The sequence below is a fragment of the Methylobacterium sp. D54C genome, from assembly GCF_053345595.1.
The window spans coordinates 143,560-168,884 of record NZ_JBKFAK010000004.1 but is presented as its reverse complement, the minus strand read 5'-3'; the positions used below and the strand labels follow the sequence as shown (position 1 = coordinate 168,884).

The window sequence follows — 25,325 nt, the reverse complement described above, 5'->3', positions numbered from 1 at the left end:
TATCACGGCTCGGCCGCGCAACAACCCGGCACGCCTTACTCGCGCCATCTTGGGGCGTTGAGCAATGGCATGCGGCCTCCCGCGGCGCTAAACTTTAGGCCCATGCCCGAAGTCCGGCGGCGCGGGCTCGCCGAGTCTGCGCCGCCCCGCGCAGTGCCGCCGCGCAGGGCCACGCGACGCCCGGACCCGCGCACGGTCCGTCGGCTGGCCATGCTGGAGATGCCTCGATGCTGCCGGCCCACCGGATATTCTGGGGTCTGATCCTGCTGGCGGCGGCCGGCGCGGGGTTGCTCTACAACATCATCTTCGCGGCCGGCGCCTCGCCGCTCGCCGGGTTCACCTACGGCCTCTGCATGGGCGCCACGGTGCTGGCCTTCGACCGCGGGCTGATCCTGGCCGGCCTGCAGGCGAAGATCCGGCGGCTGCCGGCCTGGCTCTACGTGCTGGCCGCGGAACTCGCCTATGTCCTGATGATCATGGCGGGCAACGCCCTGGGCGGCCTGCTCGTCTGGGCGTTCGCCCTGACACCGGACGACCTCACGACCGCGACCCGCATGACCGCGCGGGTGCTCGCCTACGCCCTCGCCGTGTCGGGCCTGCTGGTCTTCGTCATACGGATGCGCGACCTGATCGGCGGCGAGGTGTTCGTGAACTTCATGATCGGCCGCTACCACAAGCCGGTGGCGGAGGAGCGGGTCTTCCTGTTCCTCGACGTGGTCGGCTCCACGGCCTTCGCGGAGACCCACGGCGACCTGCGCGCCCAGGAATATCTCAGCGCCGTGTTCGCCACGCTCGCCGAGCCGGTGCGGCGCAACGGCGGCTCGGTGGACGACTATATCGGCGATCTCGCCATGGTGACGTGGCCGATGGCCCGCGGCCTGAAGGACGCGCGCTGCGTCACCTGCGTGTTCGAGGTGCTCGACCGGATCGAGGCCGACGCCGCGGCCTGGACCGCCCGGTTCGGGACGGTCCCGCGGCTCCGGGCGGCGCTGCACGGCGGCTCGGTGGTCACGGCCGAAGTCGGGGTCGACCGCCACAAGATCGCGTATTTCGGCGACGCCGTGAACGTGACGTCGCGGATCGAGGCCCTGTGCCGCCCGCTGGGCGTCGGCATCCTGATCTCGCAGGATCTGCTCAACCGCCTCCCGCGCCTTCCGGCCGGCGTCCGGGCACGGTCCCTCGGCGCCCACGCGCTCCGCGGCCGCGGCGCGCCGCTGTCGGTGGCGACGCTCGAGCGCGGACCCGCCGAGACCGCGCCCGTGGCGGATCTGGCGCCGCGCCGCGCCGCGGTCGCCCGCTGATGGCCGGGGCGAGCACCGCGCGGGCGAACACCCTGATCGCCGTGAAGATGGCGCTGCGCTTCGGGCTGCCGCTGATCGGGCTCGCGGTCTTCGGCCGCGCCGTCGTTCGGTCGGTGGGCGGCGATATCGAGCACGGCCAGTTCGCCCTGGGCGTGCTCCTGATCCTGGCGGGTTTCACCTCGAAGCTGGTGCCCCGGCCATGAGCGACGCGCCGGCGCGCCCGCCGATCTACCTCGACGCCGATGCCTGCCCGGTCAAGGACGAGACCTACCGGGTCGCCGAGCGCTACGGCCTGACCGTCCACGTCGTCGCCAACAGCGTGCTGAACCTGCCGCGCGAGCCCTGGATCGAGCGCGTGGTCGTCGGCCCGGAACTCGACGCCGCCGACGACTGGATCGCCGCGCGGGCCGGACCCGGGAGCATCGTCCTCACCGCCGACGTTCCGCTGGCCGCGCGCTGCGTGAAGGCCGGCGCCACGGTCCTGGCGTTCACTGGGAAGCCGTTCAGCGAGGCCGGGATCGGTCTCGCCCTCGCGACGCGCGACTTGATGCAATCGTTGCGCGAGGCCGGGACGATCACGGGCGGGCCGAAACCGTTCTCGCGCGCCGACCGGTCGGCCTTCCTGTCCGCCCTCGACCGGGCGGTGAACCGGATCTTGCGCGAGCGGCCGAAGCCGGTCTGAGCATCGGTCCCAGGCGCGACAGCGTTCCCCGCGCGGGAGGTCTCAGGCCTCGGCAGCCGGGACGAGGGCCTTGAGCGCCTCGTTGATGCGATCCTGCCAGCCAGGGCCGTCCTTCTGGAAATGCGCGAGCACGGCGCTGTCGAGGCGCAGGCTCACCACTTCCCGGGAGCCCGGGACCGTTGCCGGCCGCGGCGCGGCTTGCGGCGGCGGAGCGGCCGTCTTCGGGCTCGTGGCGGCCCGGAAGGCCGCCTCGGCTGCCGCGCGCGGGTCGGTGAAGCGGCGGCGGTTGCGGTCTTCGGCCATCGACCCCTAGCCCTTCGCGGTCGTCTTCTTCGGCGCGGCCTTCTTCGCGCTGCCCTTGGCGGCCGCCTTGGCTTCCTTCTCGGCCGCCTTGGCCTGCGCGTCGGCGGCCTCCTTGGCGAGCCGGAGCGAGCGCAGCCGCACCGTCCGCTCGTCCATCGCCTTGATGGCCGCGTGGTGCTCCGCCATCGCCTGGGCGCCCTCGCGAGCCATGCGCTCCGCCCGTTCCGCGCGCTCGGCGCGGTTCTCCGCCCGGGTCTTGGCTTCCGCCTCCGCGTCGCGGGTGGCATTCACCTCGTCGAGGTCGTACTCAGTGTCGTCGTTCATCCTGTCCCTTTCACCCCGGCTCGACGGGTCCGACCCGGCGCAGCCTGCGCGGGACGGGGTCTGAGCGGGTCCGGCCTGTTCGAGGGGCGGGGGGCAAGGCCGGATCGGCGCCCTCCCGCATCGCCGTCAGGCGCGCGGGGAAGGCAGGTTCACGAAGGCTTTAGCATGCCCGCGCGGCCGATGGCGAATCCGGATCGCCGGGTGGGACTGACGGCGCACACCATTCGTACGCATTCGCCGGACGATCCGGATCGGGCTCGCGGTCGGCCGGGCGGGATCCGGCCCGGATCGTCCTCCGATCAGCGCACGCGGAAGTTGAGCGGAATGGAGACCGACAGGCTGGACTGCGTCACGCCGGGGGGCGCCGCCGGCATCGAGCCGCGCACCGCCGCGAGGGCGGCGCTGTCGATCTGGCCGACGCCGCTGGAGCGGGCCACGCCGGCGCCCGTCACCTGACCCGAGCGCATCACGGTGAAGCGCACCACCGCGGTCCCGCCACCGGTGCCGACGGCCGCGTTCACGTTCATCCGGCTGTGGATCGCCGCGCTGATGGCGCCCTGCCACTGGCGCATGGCGCTCGGATCGTTGCCCGCGGCGGCCCGGCCGGCCGCGTTCGCCCGCGAGGCCGACGCCGAACTCCGCTCGGCGCCAGCCCGCGCCTTGGCCTCGCGCGCCTTCGCCTCGCGCGCAGCCTTGGCCTTGGCCTCGCGGATCTCCTCCAGGCGCTCCTGCCGCGCCTCCTCGCGCTTCTGCTCGCGGAGCTTCTCCTCCCGGATCTTGCGCAGCTTGGCCTCGCGCTCCGCCTTCAGCTTCGCCGGATCGGGCGTCGGCTTGGGCGGCTCCTCGGACTTGGCGACCTCGGTGGGCGGCGGCGCCAGCGGCTCGGCGGCCTCGGACGCGGAGGTGATCACCTGGCTCTGCGCCTCCACGGGCTGAGCCTCTTGCGGCATCTCGACCGCCTGGGTGTCCTCCGGCTTCACCTCGGTCATCTCGGTCGGCGGCGGCGGCTGGACGGCCTCGTCGGGCGGCGTGTCCACCGGCTTCGCCTCCGGCGGGGCTTCCTGGCTCATCTGCTGCTCCGCCGGGGCCTCGGTGGCCGCGTCGGTCATGAGCGGCGCGAGGTCGACGGTGATCTGCTGCTCGCCGGGCGGTGCGGGCGGGGTGAGCCGCAGGAACATCACGGCGGCGAGCACGCAGGCGTGCAGCCCGAGGGCGACCAGGAAAGCGGCGAGCAGCCCGGACGGGCGGCGCTCGCCGAGACCGGCCGGCATATCCGTCGACGTGTAGGTGCTCATCGGCTCAGCGCGCGGTCCCTGCGGGGGCGGCGGGGGCGGCGGGAGCGGCCGTGGCGGCGCCAGGCGAGGCCGGAGCGGCGCCGCCGGGCGACTGCGCAATCAGCGACACCTTGGTGAAGCCGGCCTGCCCGACGAGGCCCATGACCTCCATGACCTTGCCGTAGGGCACGTCGCGGTCGCCGCGCACGAGGATCACCTGATCCTTGTCGGCCGCCGCCATCTCGCGCAGGCGCGGCACGATGCTCTCCATCGTGAACACCTCCTTGGCGATGGACGGGTTGCCGTCCTTGTCGACCGTCACCTCGGCGGGCTTCTTCGACTGCGCGACCTTCGGCGCCGCGGTCTTCGGCAGCTGGACCGGCACGCCGGTGGTCATCAGCGGCGCGGCGACCATGAAGATGATCAGCAGCACGAGCATCACGTCGACCATCGGGGTGACGTTGATGTCGGACATCGGCACGTCGTCGAGGTCGTCGTCGTCGTTCGCGCGAATGGATCCCATCGCCATGGGGCGTCTCCGGTACCTTTACGTTCGGCTCTCTGGGGGGCTGGCGCCGGCCGCGCTACTCGGCGGCCGCGCGGTGGGCGCCGGCGCGGTCGCGCGCGAGGCGGTTGCCCAGGACCGAAATATAGGACGAGAAGGTGCTCTGGATGCCGCTCACGTCGCTCGAGAGCTTGTTGTAGGCCATCACCGCCGGGATCGCGACGACGAGACCGATCGCCGTGGCGAACAGCGCCTCCGCGATGCCCGGCGCCACGACGGCGAGGGAGGTGTCCTGGCTCCGGGCGATGGACGAGAACGAGTTCATGATGCCCCAGACGGTGCCGAACAGGCCGACGAACGGGGCCGTGGAGCCGGAGGTCGCCAGCAGCGACAGGCCGGTGCGCAGGCGCTTCACCTCGATGGCGAGGGCGCCCTTCATCGCCCGCTCGATGCGGTCGCGGCGCTCGGCCCGGGTCTCGGAGGAATCCTGATCGCGCCACGCGTCGATCGCCGCCTTCACCACGTGGCCGGCGATGCCGCGATGCTCGCCGTCGAGGCTGCCCCCGGAGCGGACCAGATTCGCGAAGGCCTTGGCCTGGCGCCGCGCGGCGGCGAGCCGGATGACCTTCTCGAACACCACCGTCCAGCAGGCGATCGAGGCGATCACCAGCAGGATCATCACGCCCTTCACGATCGGGTCGGCCTGCAGGAACAGGCCGAGGAACGAGAAGTCGTGGGCCGCCTCGATCGGGGCTTGTGTCGGGTCCATCGCGGGCTCCTGGCGTCCTGGTCTCACGCGGCGTCGCGCCGCCATCGTCTCGGGGTGCGGCGAAAGCCGCAGGCCGCCCGGCGGCTCTCGCCGCCGGGCGGTTTGGTCTCGTCAGCCGTCACACCATCCGCATCAGCGGTCGAACGGCAGGCCGGCCTTGCTGTCGGTCTCGGTCCGCTCGAGGCAGGCCTCGCGGCCCGGATCGCCGCCGTCGCAGGTCAGGACGTCGTTCAGGAGGACGCGACCGACCTTGTTGCAGGCGATGCCGGGGAAATCGAAGATCTTCACGGTGGTCTTCTTCGGCGGCAGCGGCCCGAGTTCGACCGCCACGCGCTTCTGCGCGACGCCCTCGGGGTCGAAGGCGAAGAGATCCACCTTGTAGGACTTCAGGCCCGAACCCTTGTTGTCGATCACCATGGTGATCCGGCAGGCCTCGCCCGCGGTCTCGACCTTGTTGAGCTGCAGCTTGATCGGCGCCTTCTCGGACGCGTCCTGCGCCAGGGCCGACACGACGAGCAGCGCCGAGAGCGCGAAGCAGGCCGCCGTGTCGAGGGCGACACGCCCGATCCGACGGCGGTACAGGGGAGCGCGCAGGGCAAGCACCGTGACAAAGTCCTCTTCGAGTTCGCGCCGGCCGGCGGCTCGGGCCGCGCGGTCCGGGGTGACGGGGAGCCGGATCAGTGCAGCACCGTTCCGGCGGGGCAGGAGGCCGGGGCGAGGCGCTCGGCCGCCGCATCGAGCGGCCCGACCGCGGCGCGGACCGCCGCCACGAGGCGCGGCGCCGCGTCCTGGCCGGTGATCTCGGCCGCGGCGGCCTCGAGATCCGCCCAGAGGCGCTGCCGGCCCCGGTTGATCAGCTTCACCAGCGCGCATTCGTGGCCGGTCACGCGGCAGCAGCTCGCCGGCATGAACGACCAGTCGCCGTCGCGTTCCGCGCGGAGCGCCCGGATGATCGCGACCACGCAGGCGACGAAGCGGCACCCTTCCGTCGGCCCGAGCAACTGCTCGGCCCCGTCGAAGGCCGCGTTCCAGCAGGCGACGTCGCTGGTCATGTAGCCGGCCGCCACGAAGCGGGCCACCGACAGGGCCAGGATGTCAACCTCGTCGCCGCACACGTCTGCGACGCGCCGCATCGCCGCGTGGTCCGACGGGGTCATGGGCGTGCTCACGGCTCCGGCGCCTCGCGGAAATGGATCGCGGCGATCGAGCTCGGGAGCCGGATCGTCGCCTGCCGCGGCAGTATCCAGGCCCGCCGCCCGGATCAAGGCCCGGCGAGAAAATCAGAGCAGTTCCAAACTGTTAGAAGAAAGCGTGGCCGTTGCAGGCTTTGCCTATCGATCCCGCATAAATTTGCCGAAACTTCCCGGAAACGCGCGACCTCGGGTCGCCGTCGATTCCGGTCCCGTCCCTTGATGGCCCGGAAGGCCTTGGCCATATCTCCGAGTTGCCGGCGTCGTCGCGTCCGGCGGAGCGCTGCCCCGGGCGGGCTCCTGTCGACGAGGTGCTCGAGCATCCCGGGATTGCGGCAGATCCCGGGGTCGGAGACTTCGCTTTCTGGATGATGGCCGCGATGACTCGATCCTCGCCCTTCGGGCACCCGTTCCTGCTCGGCTTCGACGAGATCGAGCAGGCCCTCGACCGGGTCTCCAAGGCCGCCAACGACGGTTACCCACCCTACAACATCGAGCGCCTGCCCCGGACCGAGAGCGAGCCCGAGCGCCTGCGGATCACCCTGGCGGTGGCCGGCTTCACCCGCGATCAGCTGGACGTGATGCTGGAGGAGAGCCAGCTCGTCGTGCGCGGCCGGCAGGTCGACGAGCGCGAGCGCCACTTCCTGCACCGCGGCATCGCGGCGCGGCAGTTCCAGCGGGCCTTCCTGCTCGCGGACGGCATGGAGGTGCTCGGCGCCGACCTCGCCAACGGCCTCCTGTCGATCGATCTGGTCCGGCCGGAGCCGGACCGCATCGTGCGCAAGATCGATATCGGCGCCCGCGGCTGACGCCGACCGATTGATTGGCCGTCGCGGATCCCCACATCAGGGTGGAGCCGCCGATGCCTTCAGGATCGGCGGTGGACGCTCTGCCACCCCAGGAGGGCTTTATGACCGATCTGAATCCGTCTCCTCTGACCCCCGCCGATCTCGATCCGGCCGATTTCCAGCCGGCCGATCTCGCGGCGCTGGGCGAGGGGCACATCGCCTACGTCCGGCCGATCCGGTCCGACGAGGTCCGCCGCTTCTTCCCGCAGGCCCCCGAGCTGACGCCCGGCCTCGACCTGTTCGCCCTGCTCTCGGCGAGCGGCGCGCCGATCATGCTCGCCGATTCGCGGGACGTCGTGCTGGCCAACGCCGCCGCGCACGACCTGCAGCCCGTCAGCCTGCATTGACCCTGCACCCGACCCGCTGAGAGGCCTGGCCGGGAGACCGGTCAGGCGATCTCGGCCACCGCCGCCACGAGCCGCGCGATGTCCTGCGGCCGCGACAGCCGGTGGTCGCCGTCGGCGATCAGCGTCAGCACCGTTCCTTCGGCCGGCAGGCGGTCGAGGATTCGCAGGGCGTGCGTGTAGGGGACGTCGGTGTCCCGCATGCCCTGGAGGATGTGCACCGGGCAGCCCGGATCGACTTGGCCGCCCAGCATGCAGTGTCGGCGGCCGTCGTCGATCAGGGCCCGCGTGATCGGGTCCGGCTCCGGCGCGTAGTCGCTGGGCTTCCTGAGGACGCCGTCTCGGATCAGCATGGCGCGCGCCGCCTCGCTGAGGCGGTTCCAGATCAGCTCCTCGGTGAAGTCGAGGGCCGGCGCGATGAGCACCAGCCCCGCCGTGGCCTCCCCGCGCGCGGCCCGGTCGCGGGCAGCGAGGCAAGCGATCCAGCCGCCCATCGACGAGCCGACGAGCACCGGCGCCTCCGTCACGTAGGCCGCCAGGACCGCCTGCGCGTCCTCGAGCCACGACGAGATGGTGCAGTCCGTGAACGTGCCGCCCGAGGCACCGTGCGCGGCGTAGTCGAACCGCACGAGCGCCCGGCCCGTCCGTTCGGCCCAGGCATCGAGCGCCGTCGCCTTGGTCGCGGTCATGTCGGAGCGAAAGCCGCCGAGCCAGACCACCGGCGGCCCGCCGCCCGCGCGCACCCGCACGGCGATGCGGCGGGCCGCGTCGCCGATGCCGACGGTCAGGAACTCGGGGGCCGTATCCGTCATCGTTCTCTCCGGTATCCCTGTCTCGACATGGAAGAAGTCCGGTCCTGAACGGTTCGGCTTCAACTCTCGTTTACCGGACCGTAAAGCCCGGCGGCGATGCTGGATCAATGGCAGCGAGCATTTGGCAGATACCGGCCGGGGGCCTGCGCGTCCTCGCCGAGGGCCCGCGAACGGGCGACGGCCCCCACGCCCTGTCGGGGTTCCCGGCGGAGGTCGGGGCGCTGGCCGGCGCCCGCATCCTGCAGATCATCCCCGAACTCGATGCGGGCGGCGCCGAGCGCACCACCGTCGACGTCGCGGGCGGCCTCGCGGCCGTGGGCGCCCGCGCCCTGGTGGCGACCGAGGGCGGACGGCTCGTCGGCGAGTTGCAGGCCAAGGGCGGGCACTGGCTCCGATTCCCGGCTGCGTCGAAGAACCCGGCGTCGATGGCGGTGAACGTCCTGCGGCTGATGGCGCTCTGCCGCCGCGAGAAGGTGCAGATCATCCACGCCCGCTCCCGCGCGCCCGCCTGGGTCGCCCTCGGGGCGGCGCGCCGGCTCGGGCTCCCGTTCGTGACCACCTATCACGGCAGCTATTCCGGCCGGACCGGCGTGAAGGTCCTCTACAACTCGATCATGGCCCGCGGCGACGTGGTGATCGCCAACTCGCATTACACCGCGGACCTGATCCACCGGCTGCACGCCGAGCAGGCCGGCGACCGCGTGCGGGTCATCCACCGCGGCACCGACCTCGCGGTGTTCAACCCGGTGGCGGTCGGGGCCGCCCGGGTCGAGGCGCTGCGCCGGAGCTGGAACGTGGCGCCGCACGAGCGGGTGATCCTGCTGGCCGCCCGCCTCACGGCATGGAAGGGCCACCGCGTGCTGATCGAGGCCGCCGCGCGGATGCGTGATCGCGGCGTCCCGGACCTGGCCGTGGTCCTCGCGGGGGACCCGCAGGGCCGCGCCGCCTACGAGCGCGAGCTCGACGCACTGATCGCCGCGCGCGGGCTCGAGGGCATCGTCCGCAGGGTCGGGCACTGCACCGACATGCCGGCGGCCTTCCGCGCCGCATCGGTGGTGGCGGTGCCGTCCGTGGAGCCCGAGGCCTTCGGCCGCTCGGCCGTCGAGGCGCAGGCGCTCGGCGCACCCGTGGTCGTCTCGGATCTCGGCGCGGTGCCGGAGACGGTGCTGGCACCGCCCGAGACCCCCGCCGGCCAGCGCACCGGATGGCGCGTGCCGCCCGGCGACCCGGCCGCGCTCGCCGCCGCTCTGACCGAGGCCCTCTCCCTCGGCGCGAGCGCCCGCGACGCCCTCGGTCGGCGCAGCCGCGCGCATGTCGAGGCGCACTTCTCCCTGGAGCGGATGGTCGGCGACACGCTGGCGGTCTACGCCGAGCTGCTCGGCCGTTCGACCTGAGGGCATCGGACTCGAATCGCGACGCGGCGGCCGATTATTTCCGGCGTCGCGATGGTAGCCGGTTGACTCTGGCCGCGGTTCCACCAACGTTGTATGTCCGGATGAGACCGGAGCGGCTGGCGGTCAGGAGATCTTCCTGAAGATCCGCCGTTTCGCCGTTGCAGCAGGAGACCTAAGCCATTCGTAGACCGATGAGAGCCATGCCGGCCCCGCAGAAGGACGGGCCGCGCGCCAACCGCGACATTCGCGGTGTGCGGGAAGTGCAGCTGATCGACGACACCGGGCAGAACCGCGGCGTCGTTCCCTTCTTCGACGCCCTCAATCTGGCCGAGGAGGCCGGTCTCGATCTCGTGGAGATCGCGCCGAACTCCGTGCCGCCCGTCTGCAAGCTGCTCGATTACGGGCGCTTCCGCTTCAACGAGCAGAAGAAGCAGAACGAGGCCCGCAAGCGGCAGAAGACCGTCGAGGTGAAGGAGATCAAGCTCCGCCCCGGCATCGACAAGCACGACTACGACACCAAGATGAAGTCGGTGCACCGCTTCTTCGAGGAGGGCGACAAGGTCAAGGTGACCCTGCGCTTCCGCGGTCGTGAGATGGCTCACCAGGACATCGGTCTGCGCCTCCTGGAGCGCGTGAAGAGCGAGACCGCCGAGATCGCCAAGGTCGAGAGCGAGCCGATGCTCGAAGGCCGGCAGATGATCATGATCCTCGCGCCGCGCTGAGCGGCCCGGATCCAGAGACGCGAGACCCGCGCCGCCTCCTCACCGGGGCGGCGTTTCGCGTTCCGAGCCCTCGAACAGCGGATCGTGCGGGGCTAAATCGCTTCCTTCTGATCACCGCACCGCCGTCTCTGCGAGCGGAGCGAAGCAACCCAGTGTCGCGCTGCGCTGAGAGACGTCCCGCTGACCTGGGCCGCTGCGCTCGCGATGACGAGGTCGAAACGTCGGCCGAAATTCCGACGAGCCTTCGAGACGCGCCCGATCCTTCCATGCGCGGCCACCGCAGTCTATGGGCAGGCGATGGCCCTCGCTCCCGATGAGATCGAACGTTACGCCCGCCACCTCGTCCTCGCCGAGGTCGGCGGTCCCGGTCAGGCCCGGATCAAGGCCGCCCGGATCCTCGTCGTCGGGGCGGGCGGTCTCGGCGCGCCGCTGATCCAGTACCTCGCCGCCGCGGGGATCGGCACGATCGGCCTCGTCGACGACGACACGGTCTCGCTGTCCAACCTCCAGCGGCAGGTGATCCACGGGACGCCGGATCTCGGTCGGCCAAAGGTCGAGAGCGCGGCCGACGCGGTGGCGCGCCTCAACCCGCACGTGTCGGTGGTCCCGCACCCGTTCCGGATCGACGCGGACAACGCCGTCGACCTGATCGCCGGCTACGACCTCGTGGCGGACGGGTCCGACAATTTCGCCACGCGCTACGCGGTGTCGGACGCCTGCTTCCGGGCGCGTCGGCCGCTGGTGACCGCGGCTCTGGGCCGGTTCGACGGCACGCTGACCACGATCCGGGGCCACGAGACGGGGCCCGACGGGACCCCGAATCCGACCTATCGCTGCCTCTTCCCGAATCCGCCGCCGCCGGGCAGCGTGCCCGCCTGCGCGGAGGCCGGCGTCCTCGGCGCGCTCGCCGGCGTCATGGGCTCGCTGATGGCCATGGAGGTGATCCGGGCCGTGGCGGGCTTCGGCGAGCCCCTCGTCGGGCGCCTGCTCATGGTCGACGCCCGCGCCATGCGGTTCGAGACCCTGAGCTACGGCTGGGATCCTGAGAACCCGCTCAGCGGCAGCGGCGCCTCAGCCGCCTAGGGGCACCGGCGGCATCCACGGCCCCTCCGCCTCGGCCTTGCCGAGGCAGCACTTCTTGAACTTCTTGCCCGAGCCGCAGGGGCAGGGATCGTTGCGGCCGACATCCTTGAACGGGTTGCGCTGCGGCTCGCCCGCGCCCTCCTCGGCCCAGTCGAGAGCCTCGACCGGATCGTCGAGGTAGCCGTACTGGTAGGGCCCGAGCCGGTCCCGGTCGTCCGGCTTGGTCTCGGCCTTGCGCAGGGCCTCCTTGAACCAGTCGGCGTCGCTGATCTCGTCGGTCAGCCGTCCGTCGGCGCGGGCCGCGGCCGCGCGGGGCGCGAGGTCCCGGAAGCCGAGATGCGCGATCGTCTCCTCCCAGCCGACCCAGGCCGTTCCGTCCTCCACCGCGGCCTGCGCGTCGTCGAAACGGACCAGCAGGTCGTGCATCGCGGCCCGGTCGATCCGTCCCTCCAGGGTCAGGAAGGTGCAGGCGCACATCAGCGCCATGCGCGCGTGATCGTCGACCGTGCTGTCCAGGATCAGCCGGAACAGCGGCTGCGGATCGCCGTCGAACAGGCTCGCCACGACCTTGGCCAGCGTCGCCGTGACGGCGTCACCCAGCACCGCGTCGAGGGTCTCCTCGTCGTGCCGGAGCAGCCTGAGGAGCGGCGCGAGGGCGCGCGTGTCCCGGGCATGGGCCATGACGTGCAGGCCCCAGAACAGGAGGTTCGTCTCCTCCGCCGCCAGCTCGCGCCCGTCGGCGGCCGCCTCCAGCAGCGGCAGCGTCGCCTCCGCGACGGCGGCGGGGTGGTTCAGGGCCTCCCGCAACGCCGCCTTCGGCCGGTACTCGGCCGCCGCGAGGTCGTCGATGAGCAGGGCGATCCGGTCCATGGCGGCGCCTCAGGCCCGGAGCGTCGCGCCCGTCTTGCGGGTGACCTCGGCGACGATCCTGGCGCTCACCGCCTCGATCTCCGCGTCGGTCAGGGTCCGCTCGACGGGCTGGAGACGCACCGCGATCGCCACCGACTTCGCGCCGTCCGGAACGCCCGGCCCCTCGTAGAGGTCGAACACGTCGACACCCGTCACCAGCTTGCGCTCGGCGTTCTGGGCGGCCTTGACGATGTCGCCCGCCGGCACGTCGCGGCCGACCACGAAGGCGAAGTCCCGCGACAGCGGCTGGAATTCCGAAAGCGCCAGGGCGGCCTTGGCCTTGGTCGGCTTGAGCTTGGGCAGGGGCAGGGCGTCGAGGACGATCTCGAAGGCCACGAGCGTTCCCTTCAGGTCGAGGGCCTGCAGCGTTCGCGGATGCACCTCCCCGAACCAGCCGATCTCCGTCTTCGGACCGAAGCGCAGCGTGCCGGAGCGGCCGGGATGCAGCCAGGACGGGCCGCCGGGCGTGATCTGGAGGCCGCCGGTCGGCACGCCCAGGCTGCCGAGCAACGCGATGGCGTCCGCCTTGGCGTCGAACGCGTCGACGGTCGCCGCCGTGCCGTCCCAGTGCCGCCCGGCGCCGGCCAGGGTCGCGCCGCCGCGGCGGACCGCCGCCGCGCGGACGGTCTGGCCCTCCGGCACGTCGGAGGCGAAGCACTGGCCGACCTCGAACAGGGCGGCGTCCGGGTAGCCGCGGTCGGCATTGCGTTGCGCCGCGCGCAGGAGGCCCGGCACCAGGCTCGGCCGCATGTCGGACAGCTCCGAGGCGATCGGGTTGGCCAGCACCAGGTCGGCCCCGCCGCCGCCGAACAGGACGGCGTCGTCGTGCGGCACGAACGACCACGTGACCGCCTCCATGAGGCCGCGGCTCGCCAGGGCGCGCTTGGCGAGGCGGGTCCGCTTCTGCATCACGGTGAGCAGCGGGCGGCCGATCCCGGCGAGCGGCGGCAGGGGCTCGGCCACGATCCGGTCGAGCCCGGCGATGCGGACGACCTCCTCGACGAGGTCGGCCTTGCCCTCGACGTCGGGCCGCCAGGACGGGGGCAGCACCGTCACCCGGTCCCCGGTGCCGGAGACGTGGAAGCCCAGCGTCTCGAGGATCCGCTGCATCTCGGTGCGCGGCACGCCCAGGCCGGCGAGGCGGCGGACCTCGGTCCAGGGGAAGTCGATGCTGCGCCGGGATTCGGGCGGCGCGCCGGCGACGTGCGCCTCGGTCGGCGTTCCGCCGCAGAGATCGACCACCAGCCGCGTCGCGAGGTCGAGGCCGGGAACCGTGAAGGCCGGGTCGACGCCCCGCTCGAAGCGGTAGCGCGCGTCGGTGATGATGCCGAGCCGTCGGCCCGACTGGGCGATGTTGGTCGGGTCCCACAGGGCCGACTCGATCAGCACGTCCGTGGTGCCGGCGTCGCAGCCCGACGCCTCGCCGCCCATGATGCCGGCGATGGATTCGACGCCGTTCGCGTCGGCGATCACCACGGTGTCGTCGGTCAGCGTGTGGGTCCGGCCGTCGAGGGCGCGCAGGCTCTCGCCCGCCCGCGCCCGCCGCACGGTCAGCGTGCCGGCGACCTTGGCGGCGTCGAAGACGTGCAGTGGCCGCCCGCGGTCGAAGGTGACGTAGTTGGTGATGTCGACGAGGCTGTTGATCGGCCGCAGGCCGATGGCGCGCAGCCGGGCCTGCATCCAGGCCGGCGACGGGCCGTTCCGGACGCCGCGCACGAGCCGCAGGGCGAACATCGGGGCGAGGTGCCGGTCGGCCGGATCGAGGGCGAGCTCGACCGCGACCGGGCAGGGACCCTCGCCGCGCAGGCCCGGCAGCGTCTCGCCCTTGAGCGTGCCGAGGCCGGCCGCCGCGAGGTCGCGGGCGATGCCGTGGACGGAGGTGCAGTCCGGACGGTTCGGCGTCAGGTTGATCTCGATGACGGGATCGTCGAGCCCGGCGTAGAGCGCGTAGGCCTGGCCGACCGGCGCGTCGGTCGGGAGTTCCAGGATGCCGTCGTGGTCGTCGCCGAGGCCGAGCTCGGCGCCCGAGCACAGCATGCCGTGGCTCTCGACGCCGCGGATCGTGCCCACCGACAGGGTGATGTTCTTGCCCGGGACGTAGGTGCCGGGCGGCGCGAAGACCGAGACGAGGTCGGCCCGGGCGTTCGGGGCGCCGCACACCACCTGCACGGGGGTGCCCGTGCCGGTGTCGACCGTGCAGACCCGGAGCCGGTCGGCGTTCGGGTGCTGCTCGGCCGTCAGGATCCGGGCGATCACGTAGGGCCTGAGCGCGGCGGCCTTGTCCTCGACGCCCTCCACCTCGAGGCCGATCCGCGTGAGCGTCTCGGCGACGGTGTCGAGGGAGGCCTCGGTGTCGAGGTGGTCCTTGAGCCAGGAGAGGGTGAATTTCATGATGGACCTTCGAGAGCCCGGTATCGGCTCGACCGTCGGAGGAACAGGATCGCAGGGCAGTCGCCGGGGCCGGGGGCCGCGGCGGGGCCGGGGCGGCTCAGCCGGTGAGGCCGCCCACGAGGCTCGGCACGTCGAGCGGGCGGAAGCCGTAATGGTCGAGCCAGCGGACGTCGGCCTCGAAGAACGGGCGCAAGTCCGGCATGCCGTATTTCAGCATGGCGATGCGGTCGATGCCGACACCGAAGGCGAAGCCCTGCACCGCGTCCGGGTCGAGCCCGCAATTGCGCAGCACGTTCGGGTGGACCATCCCGCAGCCCAGGATCTCCAGCCAGTCGTCTCCCTCGCCGAAGCGGATCTCGCCGCCCTTGCGCGAGCACTGGATGTCGACCTCGGCGGAGGGCTCGGTGAAGGGGAAGAAGGACGGGCGGAAGCGCATCTTCACGCCGTCGACCTCGAAGAACGCCTTGCAGAACTCCTCCAGCACCCATTTCAGGTTGGCGATGTTGGCGCTCGTGTCGATCACCAGCCCCTCGACCTGGTGGAACATAGGCGTGTGGGTCTGGTCGGAATCGTGCCGGTAGGTCCGCCCCGGGATGATCACGCGGATCGGTGGCGTCTGCGCCCGCATGGTCCGGACCTGAACGGGCGAGGTGTGGGTGCGCAGCACCTTGCGCTGCCCGTCGCGGTCGGGCGCCAGGAAGAAGGTGTCGTGCATCTCGCGGGCCGGGTGGCCGGGCGGGAAGTTGAGCGCCGTGAAGTTCAGCTCGTCCGTCTCGATGTCCGGACCCTCGGCGACCGCGAAGCCCATGTCGGCGAAGATCGCGGTGATCTCGTCGATCACCTGGGAGATCGGGTGGATCCGGCCGCGCACCTCGGGGGCCTCGCGGACCGGCAGGGTCACGTCGACCCGCTCGGAGGCGAGGCGGGCCTCCAGGGCGGCCTCGGCGAGTTCGGTCTTGCGGGCGGTGACGGCGCCCTGGACCCGGTCGCGCAGCCCGTTGATCAGGGGCCCGCGCTCCTTGCGCTCGTCCGGCGTCATCGACCCGAGCGTCTTCAGCAGATCCGAGACGCTGCCCTTCTTGCCGAGCGCGGCGACGCGGACCGCGTCGAGGGTGGCCTCGTCGGAGGCCGCGCTCACCTGGGCCAGGAGGTCGCGTTCCAGGGTGTCGAGATCGGTCATCGCTGTCTTCGAGCAGGGTTGGCGGAGTCGGCCGTCGGGCCGTGCTCTCGCGCGTTGCGGGCGCCGGCGCAAGCGCGGGGCGCGGGACCTCGTAAACGACGAAGGCGCGGCTCCCTGGGGAACCGCGCCTTCCGTCCGTCTCGCCTCAGGCCTGGATCAGGCGGCCTTGGCGGTGTTCTGCGGCAGCGCGGCCTTCGCCTTCTCGACGACGGCGGCGAAGCTCGCCGGCTCGTGGATCGCCAGCTCCGACAGGGCCTTGCGGTCGACGACGATGCCGGACTTCGCCAGGCCGTCGATGAAGCGCGAGTAGGTCAGGCCGTGCTCGCGGACCGCCGCGTTGAGGCGCTGGATCCAGAGGGCGCGGAACGTGCGCTTCTTGTTCTTGCGGTCGCGGTAGGCATACTGCATGCCCTTCTCGACCGCCTGCTTGGCGATGCGGATCGTATTCTTGCGCCGGCCGTAATAGCCCTTGGCGGCCTTCAGAACCTTCTTGTGCTTCGCGTGACTGGTCACGCCGCGCTTGACGCGGGCCATCGGTTATCTCCTGGATTCGACGAAAGACAGTGGCAACGGGTGTTGAAGGACTTACCGCGCGTTCGGCAGGAAGTACTTCTTCACGTTGGCGGCATCGCCCTCGAACAGGGTCGTGGTGCCGCGCAGGTTGCGGATCTGCTTGGTCGTCCGCTTGATCATCCCGTGGCGCTTGCCGGCCTGGGCGTACATCACCTTGCCGGTGCCGGTGATCTTGAAGCGCTTCTTCGCGCCCGATTTCGTCTTCAACTTGGGCATTTGGCTCTCCGTTGCGCGAAATGATCCCGGACCGACCCGGGAGGATCGGATGGGGTTCGCGCGCTGATGCTTCTGGTGGAGCAGCACGAGCCGCCACGGCAGCCCTATCGGCCGGGCGGTTCGACGCGGGGCGGCTTATGACAGAAAGCTGACGCGGCGGCAACGCCCGCGGATCGGAGCACGAGATCGAGATCCGGTGGAACGCGTCGCCGGGCTCCGGCGTATCGAGCCCTGACCGGGCTTCTCTGCACGACGCCGGCGCCGGCGAGCCGGCAACGGCGGGGCAGCGGCCGTTTCGCCCGTGCTGATTCGGAGGAATTCGGGGACGGCTTGCGCGCCGCACAAAACGGCGAGGGACAGCGGGTGCGCCAGGAACCATAACCTTAGCCGTCGGTTTCATTCATGTCCCGCTCAGGCCGGCAGGGTTAGACCCCCCGTCAAATTGGCCAACCAGGAGACACTTCGTGCGCATTGCCCAGATCGCTCCGTTGTCGGAGGCCGTCCCTCCGAAGTTCTACGGCGGCACCGAGCGCGTCGTCAGCTGGATTACAGAGGAACTGGTTCGCCAGGGCCACGAAGTCACGCTGTTCGCGAGCGGTGACTCCGAGACGACTGCCAAGCTCGCGGCCTGCACGCCCGAGGGCCTGCGCCTGTTCGGCTACCGGGATCACACGGCCAGCCACCTGGCGATGCTGCATCAGGTGCACCGCCGCGCGCACGAGTTCGACATCCTGCACTTCCACATCGACCTGCTTCAGTACCCGATGTTCGAGGATCTGAACCACAAGTGCATCACCACGATGCACGGTCGCCTGGACGTGCCGGACTTCATGCCGGTCTACCGCACCTTCACGGGCATGCCGCTGGTCTCGATCTCCGACAACCAGCGCCTGCCCATGCCGCCGACCTCCAACTGGCTGGCGACGATCCATCACGGCCTACCGGCCGAGAACTGCCCGTACTACCCGGAGGCCAAGGGCGGCTATCTCGCCTTCCTCGGCCGGATCTCGCCCGAGAAGCGGCCCGACCGCGCGATCGAGATGGCGATCCGCTCCGGCACGCCCCTGAAGATCGCCGCCAAGGTCGACAAGGCCGATCAGGATTACTGGGACGAGGTCATCGAGCCGATGATCCACCACCCGCTGATCGAGTACATCGGCGAGATCAACGAGGAGCAGAAGAAGGACTTCCTCGGCAACGCCCTGGCGCTCGCCTTCCCGATCGACTGGCCGGAGCCCTTCGGCCTCGTGATGATCGAGGCGATGTCGGCCGGCACCCCGGTGATCGCGTTCCGCAACGGTTCCGTGCCGGAGGTCATCAAGGACGGAGTGGGCGGCGTTCTCTGCGAGAACATGGACGACGCCGTGGCCGCGGTCGCCAAGGTGAAGACCATGAGCCGCGCCGGCGTGCGCCGCCACTTCGAGAGCGCCTTCACCGCCGAGTGCATGGTGAAGAAGTACGTCGCCGCCTACGAGGACCTGCTCGCCCGCGGCGCCGACGTGATCAAGCTGCCGAAGTCCGGCTTCATGCCGCAGTACGGCGAGGTCAACGGCTCCGCGCGTCCGGCAATCCCGGTCGCCGCCATGCCGGCCTGAAAGCCGGCACCGGGCTTGCGAGGCGGGGCCGGCTCGGCCTAGCGTCTTAAAGGCGACTCATCCGTAGGGTGAACAAGGGCTGCTGCATCGAAGGGATGCAGCAGCCCTCTCGATTCGCACCCCTCACTTGCACCCGGAGATGCCCTGCATGGCGGCGGACAACACGGCAGCGGCCCACGATGCGAAGGCCCGGACCGCGGCGAGCGCCGGAAGCGTGGCGCACGGATTCCAGGACGCGGACGACGTCCTCCCGACCTATCACATCGAGGCGCAGACCTCCCTGGTCGAACGGCCGCTGCGCTCGCTGAAGTTCGGCGAGGCCTTCGGTGTCCTCGATTCCTACGGCGACATCGGCGTCCAGCCCGGGCCGGAAGGCCTCTATTTCCAGGACACGCGCTACCTCTCGCGCCTGGAGGTGACGGTCGAGGGCCAGCGCCCGCTGATGCTCTCCTCGGTGATGCAGGACGATAACGGCGCCCTCAGCGTCGACATGACGACGCCCGACATCCGCATCGACGCCCACGACGAGACCTCGATCCCCCGCGAGACGATCGCGATCGAGCGCACCAAGTTCCTGTTCCGCGGCGCCTGCTACGACCGGATCGGCCTCCGCTCCTACGATTCGAAGCACCGGCGCCTGCGCATCGCCGTCACCTTCGACGCGGATTTCCGCGACCTCTTCGAGGTCCGCGGGACAGATCGACAGGAGCGCGGCAAGCGCGGCGTGCTCGTGGCGAGCGACCGCGAGGTGCAGTTCCGCTACGTCGGCCTGGACGAGATCGTCCGGACGACCTCCCTGCATTTCGGCCCGAAGCCCGATTCGATTGAGCCCGGCAAGGTGGTGTTCGACGTGTCGCTCCCGCCGGAGGGCCGGACCTCCCTGTTCATCCGCGTCACCTTCGAGGCGCACCGGGCCTTCACCAAGCCCCCGACCGACACGATGGTCGGCGAGGACGCGGCCGCCAAGCTGACGCTCGCCGCCAATGCCGGCGGTGCCCGGCGCGAGCCGAAGGATCTCGGCGAGGGGACGATCTTCGCCCGCGCCTACCGCGATTCGCGGCGCGACCTGCGGGCGCTGACGGCGGGCATCACCACGATCATCTCGTCGAACGACCAGTTCAACGAGGGGCTGTGCCGGGCGACCGCCGACCTCTACATGCTCGCGAGCCGAACCCCGGAGGGCATCTACCCCTTCGCCGGCATCCCCTGGTACTCCACGGTGTTCGGGCGCGACGGCATCATCACCGCGATGATGGCGCTCTGGATCGACCCGAAATTCGCCCGGGGCGTGCTGCGCTACCTCGCCTTGACCCAGGCCAAGGCGGTCGATCCGGCCGCCGACGCGCAGCCCGGCAAGGTCCTCCACGAGACCCGGCGCGGCGAGATGGCGATGCTCGGCGAGGTGCCGTTCCGGCACTATTACGGCACCATCGACGGCACGCCGCTCTTCGTGATGCTGGCCTGGGAGTACTACGCGGTCACGGGCGACCTCGAGACCGTGCGGGCGATCTGGCCGGCCCTCGAACTCGCGCTCGAATGGATGGACCGCTACGGCGACCGCGACGGCGACGGCTTCGTCGAGTACGCCCGCGACACCGACAAGGGTCTGGAGAACCAGGGCTGGAAGGACAGCCACGACTCGATCTTCCACACCGACGGTCACCTGGCCAAGGGCCCGATCGCCCTCTGCGAGGTGCAGGGCTACGTCTACGCCGCCAAGAACGGCATGGCGAAGCTCGCGGCGCTCCTCGGCCACGACCCGATGGCGGAGCGACTCACCCAGGAGGCGGCGAGCCTGCGCGAGCGGTTCGACGCGGCGTTCTGGAACGAGGAGATCGGCACCTACGCGCTGGCGCTCGACGGCGCCAAGAAGCAGTGCGCGGTGCGCTCCTCCAATGCCGGCCACGCCCTGTTCACCGGCATTGCCAAGCCGGAGCGGGCGGCGCGGGTCGCCGAGACGCTGCTGTGCAAGGATGGCTTCAACGGCTGGGGCGTGCGCACGATCGCCAAGGGCGAGGCGCGCTACAACCCGATGTCCTACCACAACGGCTCGATCTGGCCGCACGACAACGCGCTGATCGCGATGGGTCTGGCGCGCTACGACCGCAAGCACGAGGCCGCGCGCATCTTCCAGGGGATGTTCGACACCTCGCTGTACCAGGACCAGAAGCGGCTGCCGGAGCTGTTCTGCGGCTTCATGCGCCGCAAGCAGCGCGGCCCCGTCTCGTACCCGGTCGCCTGCAGCCCGCAGGCCTGGGCGGCGGCGGCGCCGTTCGCGTTCCTGGCGGCCTGCCTCGGCCTCGAACTGGACCACGAGCGCAACCGCGTCCGGCTCAAGAACCCGATCCTGCCCGGCTTCCTCGACGGGGTGACGCTCTACAACGTCAAGCTCGGCGGCTCGCGCCTGGACATCCGGTTCCAGCGCTACGACGACGACGTCACCGTGTCGGTGCAGCGCCGCCACGGTGACGTGCAGGTCGTGGTCACCAAGTAGGGCCCGGGACGGGAGTTCCGGGGCGGCCCGCTTCGGGTTAAGCGGGCCGCGCGGCATGTCGCGCCGCCGAGGACGGGTTCATGCCGGCAGATCATCACGCCCCCGACGCGGCCCTGCGCCTCGCGCAGGACCTGATCCGGTGCCCGTCCGTGACGCCGGAGGATCGGGGCGCCCTCGACGTCGTCGCCGACGCGCTCCGGCCGGCCGGCTTCGCGGTCGAGCGGCCGGTCTTCTCGGAGCCGGGCTACCCCGACACGCCGAACCTCTACGCCCGCGTCGGGCGGGACGGTCCGTGCCTCGTCTTCGCCGGCCACACCGACGTCGTGCCGGAGGGCGAGGGCGCGTGGCGCCACGATCCCTTCGCGGGCGCCGTGGCCGACGGGATGCTGTACGGCCGGGGAGCGGCCGACATGAAGGGCGGCGTCGCCTGCATGCTCGCGGCGACCCTCGCCTTCCTCGACCGGCGCGGCGCCGATTTCGGCGGCTCCATCGCGTTCCTGATCACCGGCGACGAGGAGGGACCGGCGGTCAACGGCACCGTGAAGCTCCTCGACTGGGCGCGGCGCCGGGGCGAGCGGTTCGACCACTGTGTCCTCGGGGAGCCGACCAATCCGGGCCGGCTCGGCGAGATGATCAAGATCGGCCGGCGCGGGTCGCTGACCGGCAAGCTCACCGTTCTCGGCCGGCAGGGCCACGTCGCCTACCCGCACAAGGCCGAGAACCCGATCCCGGGCCTGCTGCGCCTCGCCTCGGCGCTGGTCGCCGAGCCGCTGGATCGCGGGACGGCGCATTTCGACGCCTCAAACCTCGAATTCACCACGATCGACGTCGGCAATCCGGCCACCAACGTGATCCCGGCGACCGCCCGGGCGACCTTCAATGTCCGCTTCAACGACGACTGGACGGCCGAGAGCCTGGGCGAAGAGATCCGCCGGCGCCTGGAACAGGCGGCCGGGAACGCGGTGCGCTTCAGCCTGGATCTGCAGCCCTCGAACGCGCCGGCCTTCCTGACGCGGCCGGACGCCTTCGTGACGCTGGTCGCGGAGGCGATCCGGGCCGAGACCGGCCTGACCCCGACGCTCTCCACGACGGGCGGCACGTCGGATGCCCGCTTCATCAAGGATGCCTGCCCGGTGATCGAGTTCGGCCTCGTCGGCGAGACCATGCACCAGGTCGACGAGTGCGTGGCGGTCGCCGACCTGGAGCGGCTGACGGCGATCTACGGGCGCGTGCTCGACGCCTACTTCCCCGGTTCGTAGTCGACGCCCACGAAGGTCAGCCCCGCGGCCGGGGCCAGCGGCCCGCACCGGCGCTTGTCGCCCGAGGCCAGGATGGCGGCGACCTCGTCCGCCGAGAGGCGGCGGCAGCCGGCGAGCATCAGCGTGCCGACCATCGCCCGCACCTGATGGTGCAGGAACGAGCGCGCCGACGTCGCCACCACGATCTCGTCGTGGAGCGCCATCGGCGCGCGGGCGACGTCGAGCTGCTCCAGCGTTCGGATCGGGCTGTTCGCCTGGCACTCGGCGGCCCGGAAGGCCGAGAAGTCGTGGCGGCCGACGAGGCGCTGGGCGGCTTCGTGCATGAGGTCCGCGTCGAGGGTCCACGGCACGTGCCAGACATGGGCGCGCGTCAGCGCTGCGGGGCTGCGCCGGTTGAGGATGCGGTAGCGGTAGTGCCGGCGGATCGCCGAGTGGCGGGCGTCGAAGTTTTCCGGCACGGTCTCGGCGGACAGGATCGCCACCGGCTGCGGCCGCAGATGGGCGTTCAGGGCGTCCCGCACCGTGTCGGTCCGCCAGTCCTTGGCGAGGTCGAGATGGGCGACCTGATGGATCGCGTGCACGCCGGCATCGGTTCGGCCCGCGCAGGTGAGCCGGGCCTCCTCGCCGGAGAAGCGCGTGACCGCCGCCTCGATCGCGCCCTGGACCGTGGGATCGTCCGCCTGCCGCTGCCAGCCGCAGAACGGACCGCCGTCGTACTCGATGACGAGCTTGTAGCGGGGCATCAGCCGGCCCCCTCCAGGTCTCTCGATAGCGCTCTGAAGTCCGATCTCGCGATACGGCACAGAGCTTCGGAAAGCTGCGCGCGCGATCGTCTCTGCGAGCGTGGCGAAGCGATCCGGTGTCGCGCCGAGCCTCGCCAGGGTGCGCTGCCCTGGGTCGCTTCGCTGCGCTCGCGATGACGGGTCGGGCCGCGCGCCGAATGCCGTGAACGGGCGACGCGCATCAGCCGAGGCGGGCGCCGGGCGTCAGGCGGGCGCCGCGGACGAACTCGGCCCCGCTGGCGCTGCCGCCCTTCCCGGCGCGGCGCAGCTCCAGCAGCCGGACGGCGCCGTCCCCGCAGGCGACGGTGCCTTCGGAATCGCGCAGCGTGCCCGGCGCGCCCGAACCCTCCGCCGGGGCGGCGCGGAGCACCTTCACGCGCTCGGAGCCCTTGCCGAGATCGACCTCGAAGAAGGCGCCGGGGAACGGCGACAGCCCGTTGATCCGGTTGGCGACCTCGGCCGCCGGGCGGGACCAGTCGATCCGCGCCTCGTCGTTGGTGATCTTGTGGGCGTAGACGATTCCGTCCTCCGGCTGCGGCGCGAAGGTCAGCGTGCCCGCGTCGAGCGCCGCGAGGGCCCGCGCCATCAGGTCGGCGCCGAGGGGCATGAGCGCGTCGTGCAGGGCCCCCGCCGTCATGCCCGGGGTGATCGGCAGACGCGCCTCGAGGGCGACCGGGCCGGTGTCGAGTCCTGCCTCCATCCGCATGACGCCGACGCCGCTCTCGGCGTCGCCCGCCATGACGGCGCGCTGGATCGGCGCCGCGCCGCGCCAGCGCGGCAGCAGGGATCCGTGCAGGTTGAGGCAGCCGTGCCGCGGCGCGTCGAGGATCGCCTGCGGCAGCAGCATCCCGTAGGCCACGACCACCGCGACGTCCGCCCGGTGCGCCGCGAAGGTCTCGGCGGCTTCGGGCGTGCGGAGCGTCGCGGGCGTCAGCACCGGCGCGCCGAGCGTGTCGGCCAGCGCGTGGACCGGTGAGGGGCGCAGGCTCATGCCGCGGCCGGCCCTGGCGGGCGCGCGGGTGTAGACCGCCGCGATGTCGTGCCCGTCCTGCGCGAGCCGCGCGAGCGTCGGCACCGCGAAGTCCGGCGTTCCCATGAAGACGACGCGCATGGCCGGCTCAGGCCGCGTCGCGCTTGGCCGCCTTGGTGAACTTCTTGATCACCCGGTCGCGCTTCAGCTTCGACAGGTGATCGATGAACAGCACGCCGTTCAGGTGGTCGATCTCGTGCTGGATGCAGGTCGAGAGCAGGCCGTCGGCCTCGATCTCCTGCTCCTTGCCGTCGAGGTCTCGGAACTTCACGCGTACCCGGTCCGGGCGCTCGACCTCGGCGTAGTAGTCCGGGATCGACAGGCAGCCCTCGTCGTAGACCCGCTTCTCCTCGGACGACCAGACGATCTCGGGATCGATGAAGACCCGCGCGTCGCGGACGCCTTCCTCCTTCGACGTGTCGATCGTCACGACGCGCTTCGCCACGCCGATCTGGATCGCCGCCAGCCCGACGCCGGGAGCGTCGTACATCGTCTCGAACATGTCGGCGACGAGGGTCCGGATCTCGGCGGTGATCGGCCCGACCGGTTCGGAGCCCAGGCGCAGGACGGGATCGGGAAGGATGACGAGCGGGCGGATGGTCATGGCGGGAACCGGCAGGGAAGGCGCCGGGACGGGTCCGGGCTCACCGTCGAATAGGATGCGGCCGAGGACCGGTCAAATACCGGTTCGCGACCTGTCGCCGACCCTCAGAACACCGTCCGGCTGCGGATCGCCGCCGAGAGCGTGCCCTCGTCGAGGTAGTCGAGCTCGCCGCCGACCGGCACGCCGTGGGCGAGGCGCGTGACCTTCACGTCGCAGTGTCGGATCGATTCCGTGACGTAGTGGGCGGTGGTCTGGCCGTCGACGGTGGCGTTGAGCGCCAGGATGACCTCGGTCACCTCGGGCCGGGCCACGCGCTCCACGAGGCTCGCGAGGTTCAGGTGCTCCGGACGGACGCCATCGAGCGCCGAGAGGACGCCGCCGAGCACGTGGTAGCGCGCCTTCACGGCCCCGGACCGCTCCAGCGCCCAGAGGTCGGACACGTCCTCCACCACCACGAGCGTCGTCGGATCGCGCTCGGCGTCGCGGCAGATCGTGCACGGGTCGGAGGTGTCGACGTTCCCGCAGCTCGTGCACACGATGATGCGGTCGGCCGCCACCCGCATCGCGTCGGCGAGGGGCCCGAGCAGCGTGTCGCGCTTCTTGATGAGCTGCAGGGCGGCCCGCCGCGCCGAGCGCGGTCCGAGGCCCGGCATGCGGGCGAGGAGCTGGATCAGGCGCTCGATCTCGGGGCCGGCGACGGCTTGGGGCATCGTGCCTCTGGGGCGAGGAAGGGGCTGCGGA

At 71.4% G+C, this 25,325-nt stretch carries 28 protein-coding genes; 11 read left to right on the top strand and 17 right to left on the bottom strand.

Translation table 11 applies throughout. The annotated features are described in order from the left end of the window. The first annotated feature begins 227 nt into the window (after positions 1-227). The 3 genes from ACLBYB_RS12100 to ACLBYB_RS12090 are packed head-to-tail and all read left to right on the top strand — an operon-like array spanning position 228 to position 1,983. On the top strand, positions 228-1,301 hold the full coding sequence (locus ACLBYB_RS12100; protein ID WP_056527981.1) for an adenylate/guanylate cyclase domain-containing protein: 1,074 nt from the start codon (positions 228-230) through the stop codon (positions 1,299-1,301). Next, positions 1,301-1,504 (top strand): hypothetical protein, encoded by a 204-nt coding sequence (locus tag ACLBYB_RS12095; protein WP_447698907.1) that lies wholly within the window; start codon positions 1,301-1,303, stop codon positions 1,502-1,504. The genes ACLBYB_RS12100 and ACLBYB_RS12095 overlap by 1 nt, the downstream gene beginning before the upstream one ends. Next, complete coding sequence (locus ACLBYB_RS12090; protein ID WP_091978859.1) at positions 1,501-1,983, top strand: YaiI/YqxD family protein; 483 nt, start codon at positions 1,501-1,503, stop codon at positions 1,981-1,983. The genes ACLBYB_RS12095 and ACLBYB_RS12090 overlap by 4 nt, the downstream gene beginning before the upstream one ends. 42 nt (positions 1,984-2,025) lie before the next feature. Here ACLBYB_RS12090 and ACLBYB_RS12085 read toward each other — a convergent pair whose 3' ends face one another. From ACLBYB_RS12085 to ACLBYB_RS12055, 7 genes are all read right to left on the bottom strand, one after another. Then, a complete protein-coding gene (locus tag ACLBYB_RS12085; RefSeq protein ID WP_056527989.1) occupies positions 2,026-2,286 on the bottom strand; it encodes a BrnA antitoxin family protein in 261 nt (86 codons plus the stop codon). A 6-nt stretch (positions 2,287-2,292) separates the two neighbouring features. Next, positions 2,293-2,610 (bottom strand): hypothetical protein, encoded by a 318-nt coding sequence (locus ACLBYB_RS12080; RefSeq protein WP_020665400.1) that lies wholly within the window; start codon positions 2,608-2,610, stop codon positions 2,293-2,295. A gap of 299 nt (positions 2,611-2,909) precedes the next feature. Next, positions 2,910-3,905 (bottom strand): cell envelope integrity protein TolA, encoded by a 996-nt coding sequence (gene tolA, locus ACLBYB_RS12075; protein ID WP_447698906.1) that lies wholly within the window; start codon positions 3,903-3,905, stop codon positions 2,910-2,912. 4 nt (positions 3,906-3,909) lie between these two features. Beyond that, on the bottom strand, positions 3,910-4,413 hold the full coding sequence (locus tag ACLBYB_RS12070) for an ExbD/TolR family protein (RefSeq protein WP_447698905.1): 504 nt from the start codon (positions 4,411-4,413) through the stop codon (positions 3,910-3,912). 55 nt (positions 4,414-4,468) lie between these two features. Continuing rightward, positions 4,469-5,158 carry a MotA/TolQ/ExbB proton channel family protein gene (locus ACLBYB_RS12065; RefSeq protein ID WP_020092809.1) on the bottom strand — a complete coding sequence of 230 codons (690 nt, stop codon included), beginning with the start codon at positions 5,156-5,158 and terminating at the stop codon, positions 4,469-4,471. Positions 5,159-5,290: 132 nt separating this feature from the next. Beyond that, positions 5,291-5,761 (bottom strand): hypothetical protein, encoded by a 471-nt coding sequence (locus ACLBYB_RS12060; RefSeq protein WP_056527997.1) that lies wholly within the window; start codon positions 5,759-5,761, stop codon positions 5,291-5,293. A 74-nt stretch (positions 5,762-5,835) separates the two neighbouring features. Then, entirely contained in the window at positions 5,836-6,315 is a 480-nt protein-coding gene (locus tag ACLBYB_RS12055; RefSeq protein ID WP_447698904.1) for a hypothetical protein, read from the bottom strand. A gap of 413 nt (positions 6,316-6,728) precedes the next feature. Between ACLBYB_RS12055 and ACLBYB_RS12050 the strand changes: the two genes are divergently transcribed. Beyond that, positions 6,729-7,157 (top strand): Hsp20 family protein, encoded by a 429-nt coding sequence (locus tag ACLBYB_RS12050; protein ID WP_012320108.1) that lies wholly within the window; start codon positions 6,729-6,731, stop codon positions 7,155-7,157. 101 nt (positions 7,158-7,258) lie between these two features. Next, positions 7,259-7,543 carry a BQ00720 family protein gene (locus ACLBYB_RS12045; RefSeq protein WP_020092805.1) on the top strand — a complete coding sequence of 95 codons (285 nt, stop codon included), beginning with the start codon at positions 7,259-7,261 and terminating at the stop codon, positions 7,541-7,543. 41 nt (positions 7,544-7,584) lie between these two features. Here the strand turns inward: ACLBYB_RS12045 and ACLBYB_RS12040 are convergent, their stop codons facing one another. Next, on the bottom strand, positions 7,585-8,352 hold the full coding sequence (locus tag ACLBYB_RS12040) for an alpha/beta hydrolase (RefSeq protein ID WP_447682390.1): 768 nt from the start codon (positions 8,350-8,352) through the stop codon (positions 7,585-7,587). A 107-nt stretch (positions 8,353-8,459) separates the two neighbouring features. Between ACLBYB_RS12040 and ACLBYB_RS12035 the strand changes: the two genes are divergently transcribed. From ACLBYB_RS12035 to ACLBYB_RS12025, 3 genes are all read left to right on the top strand, one after another. Continuing rightward, complete coding sequence (locus tag ACLBYB_RS12035; RefSeq protein WP_020092803.1) at positions 8,460-9,746, top strand: glycosyltransferase family 4 protein; 1,287 nt, start codon at positions 8,460-8,462, stop codon at positions 9,744-9,746. Between the two features lie 200 nt (positions 9,747-9,946). Continuing rightward, the gene (gene infC, locus ACLBYB_RS12030) at positions 9,947-10,468 is read left to right on the top strand and encodes a translation initiation factor IF-3 (RefSeq protein WP_020092802.1); all 522 of its coding nucleotides are present in this window, start codon (positions 9,947-9,949) and stop codon (positions 10,466-10,468) included. 297 nt (positions 10,469-10,765) lie between these two features. Continuing rightward, positions 10,766-11,551, top strand: coding sequence for a HesA/MoeB/ThiF family protein (locus tag ACLBYB_RS12025; RefSeq protein ID WP_447698903.1), 786 nt, complete (start codon positions 10,766-10,768; stop codon positions 11,549-11,551). Here ACLBYB_RS12025 and ACLBYB_RS12020 read toward each other — a convergent pair. The 5 genes from ACLBYB_RS12020 to rpmI all read right to left on the bottom strand — a co-directional run bounded on the left by ACLBYB_RS12020 (position 11,540) and on the right by rpmI (position 16,820). Beyond that, the gene (locus tag ACLBYB_RS12020) at positions 11,540-12,421 is read right to left on the bottom strand and encodes a DUF1186 domain-containing protein (RefSeq protein WP_447698902.1); all 882 of its coding nucleotides are present in this window, start codon (positions 12,419-12,421) and stop codon (positions 11,540-11,542) included. The genes ACLBYB_RS12025 and ACLBYB_RS12020 overlap by 12 nt on opposite strands. A gap of 9 nt (positions 12,422-12,430) precedes the next feature. Further along, positions 12,431-14,851, bottom strand: a complete 2,421-nt coding sequence (gene pheT, locus ACLBYB_RS12015; protein ID WP_447698901.1) for a phenylalanine--tRNA ligase subunit beta — start codon at positions 14,849-14,851, stop codon at positions 12,431-12,433. 97 nt (positions 14,852-14,948) lie between these two features. Next, positions 14,949-16,031: a phenylalanine--tRNA ligase subunit alpha gene (gene pheS / locus ACLBYB_RS12010; RefSeq protein ID WP_447698900.1), complete on the bottom strand. Its 1,083-nt coding sequence runs from the start codon at positions 16,029-16,031 to the stop codon at positions 14,949-14,951. 156 nt (positions 16,032-16,187) lie between these two features. Then, entirely contained in the window at positions 16,188-16,565 is a 378-nt protein-coding gene (gene rplT / locus ACLBYB_RS12005) for a 50S ribosomal protein L20 (RefSeq protein ID WP_012320099.1), read from the bottom strand. Positions 16,566-16,616: 51 nt separating this feature from the next. Next, on the bottom strand, positions 16,617-16,820 hold the full coding sequence (gene rpmI / locus ACLBYB_RS12000) for a 50S ribosomal protein L35 (RefSeq protein ID WP_007561407.1): 204 nt from the start codon (positions 16,818-16,820) through the stop codon (positions 16,617-16,619). Positions 16,821-17,284: 464 nt separating this feature from the next. Here rpmI and ACLBYB_RS11995 point away from each other — a divergent pair, with 464 nt between their 5' ends. The 3 genes from ACLBYB_RS11995 to dapE all read left to right on the top strand — a co-directional run bounded on the left by ACLBYB_RS11995 (position 17,285) and on the right by dapE (position 22,168). After that, positions 17,285-18,415 carry a glycosyltransferase family 4 protein gene (locus ACLBYB_RS11995; RefSeq protein WP_447698899.1) on the top strand — a complete coding sequence of 377 codons (1,131 nt, stop codon included), beginning with the start codon at positions 17,285-17,287 and terminating at the stop codon, positions 18,413-18,415. Between the two features lie 148 nt (positions 18,416-18,563). Continuing rightward, on the top strand, positions 18,564-20,909 hold the full coding sequence (locus tag ACLBYB_RS11990; protein WP_447698898.1) for an amylo-alpha-1,6-glucosidase: 2,346 nt from the start codon (positions 18,564-18,566) through the stop codon (positions 20,907-20,909). 80 nt (positions 20,910-20,989) lie between these two features. Continuing rightward, positions 20,990-22,168, top strand: a complete 1,179-nt coding sequence (dapE, locus tag ACLBYB_RS11985) for a succinyl-diaminopimelate desuccinylase (protein ID WP_447698897.1) — start codon at positions 20,990-20,992, stop codon at positions 22,166-22,168. Here the strand turns inward: dapE and truA are convergent. The 4 genes from truA to recR form a co-directional block, all read right to left on the bottom strand. Beyond that, positions 22,150-22,911 (bottom strand): tRNA pseudouridine(38-40) synthase TruA, encoded by a 762-nt coding sequence (gene truA, locus ACLBYB_RS11980; protein WP_447698896.1) that lies wholly within the window; start codon positions 22,909-22,911, stop codon positions 22,150-22,152. The genes dapE and truA overlap by 19 nt on opposite strands. Positions 22,912-23,131: 220 nt before the next feature. After that, positions 23,132-24,061, bottom strand: a complete 930-nt coding sequence (gene fmt / locus ACLBYB_RS11975; protein WP_091680824.1) for a methionyl-tRNA formyltransferase — start codon at positions 24,059-24,061, stop codon at positions 23,132-23,134. 7 nt (positions 24,062-24,068) lie between these two features. Next, positions 24,069-24,584, bottom strand: coding sequence for a peptide deformylase (gene def, locus ACLBYB_RS11970; RefSeq protein WP_091680823.1), 516 nt, complete (start codon positions 24,582-24,584; stop codon positions 24,069-24,071). Positions 24,585-24,688: 104 nt separating this feature from the next. Beyond that, on the bottom strand, positions 24,689-25,294 hold the full coding sequence (recR, locus tag ACLBYB_RS11965; RefSeq protein ID WP_020092791.1) for a recombination mediator RecR: 606 nt from the start codon (positions 25,292-25,294) through the stop codon (positions 24,689-24,691). Between the last annotated feature and the right edge of the window lie 31 nt (positions 25,295-25,325).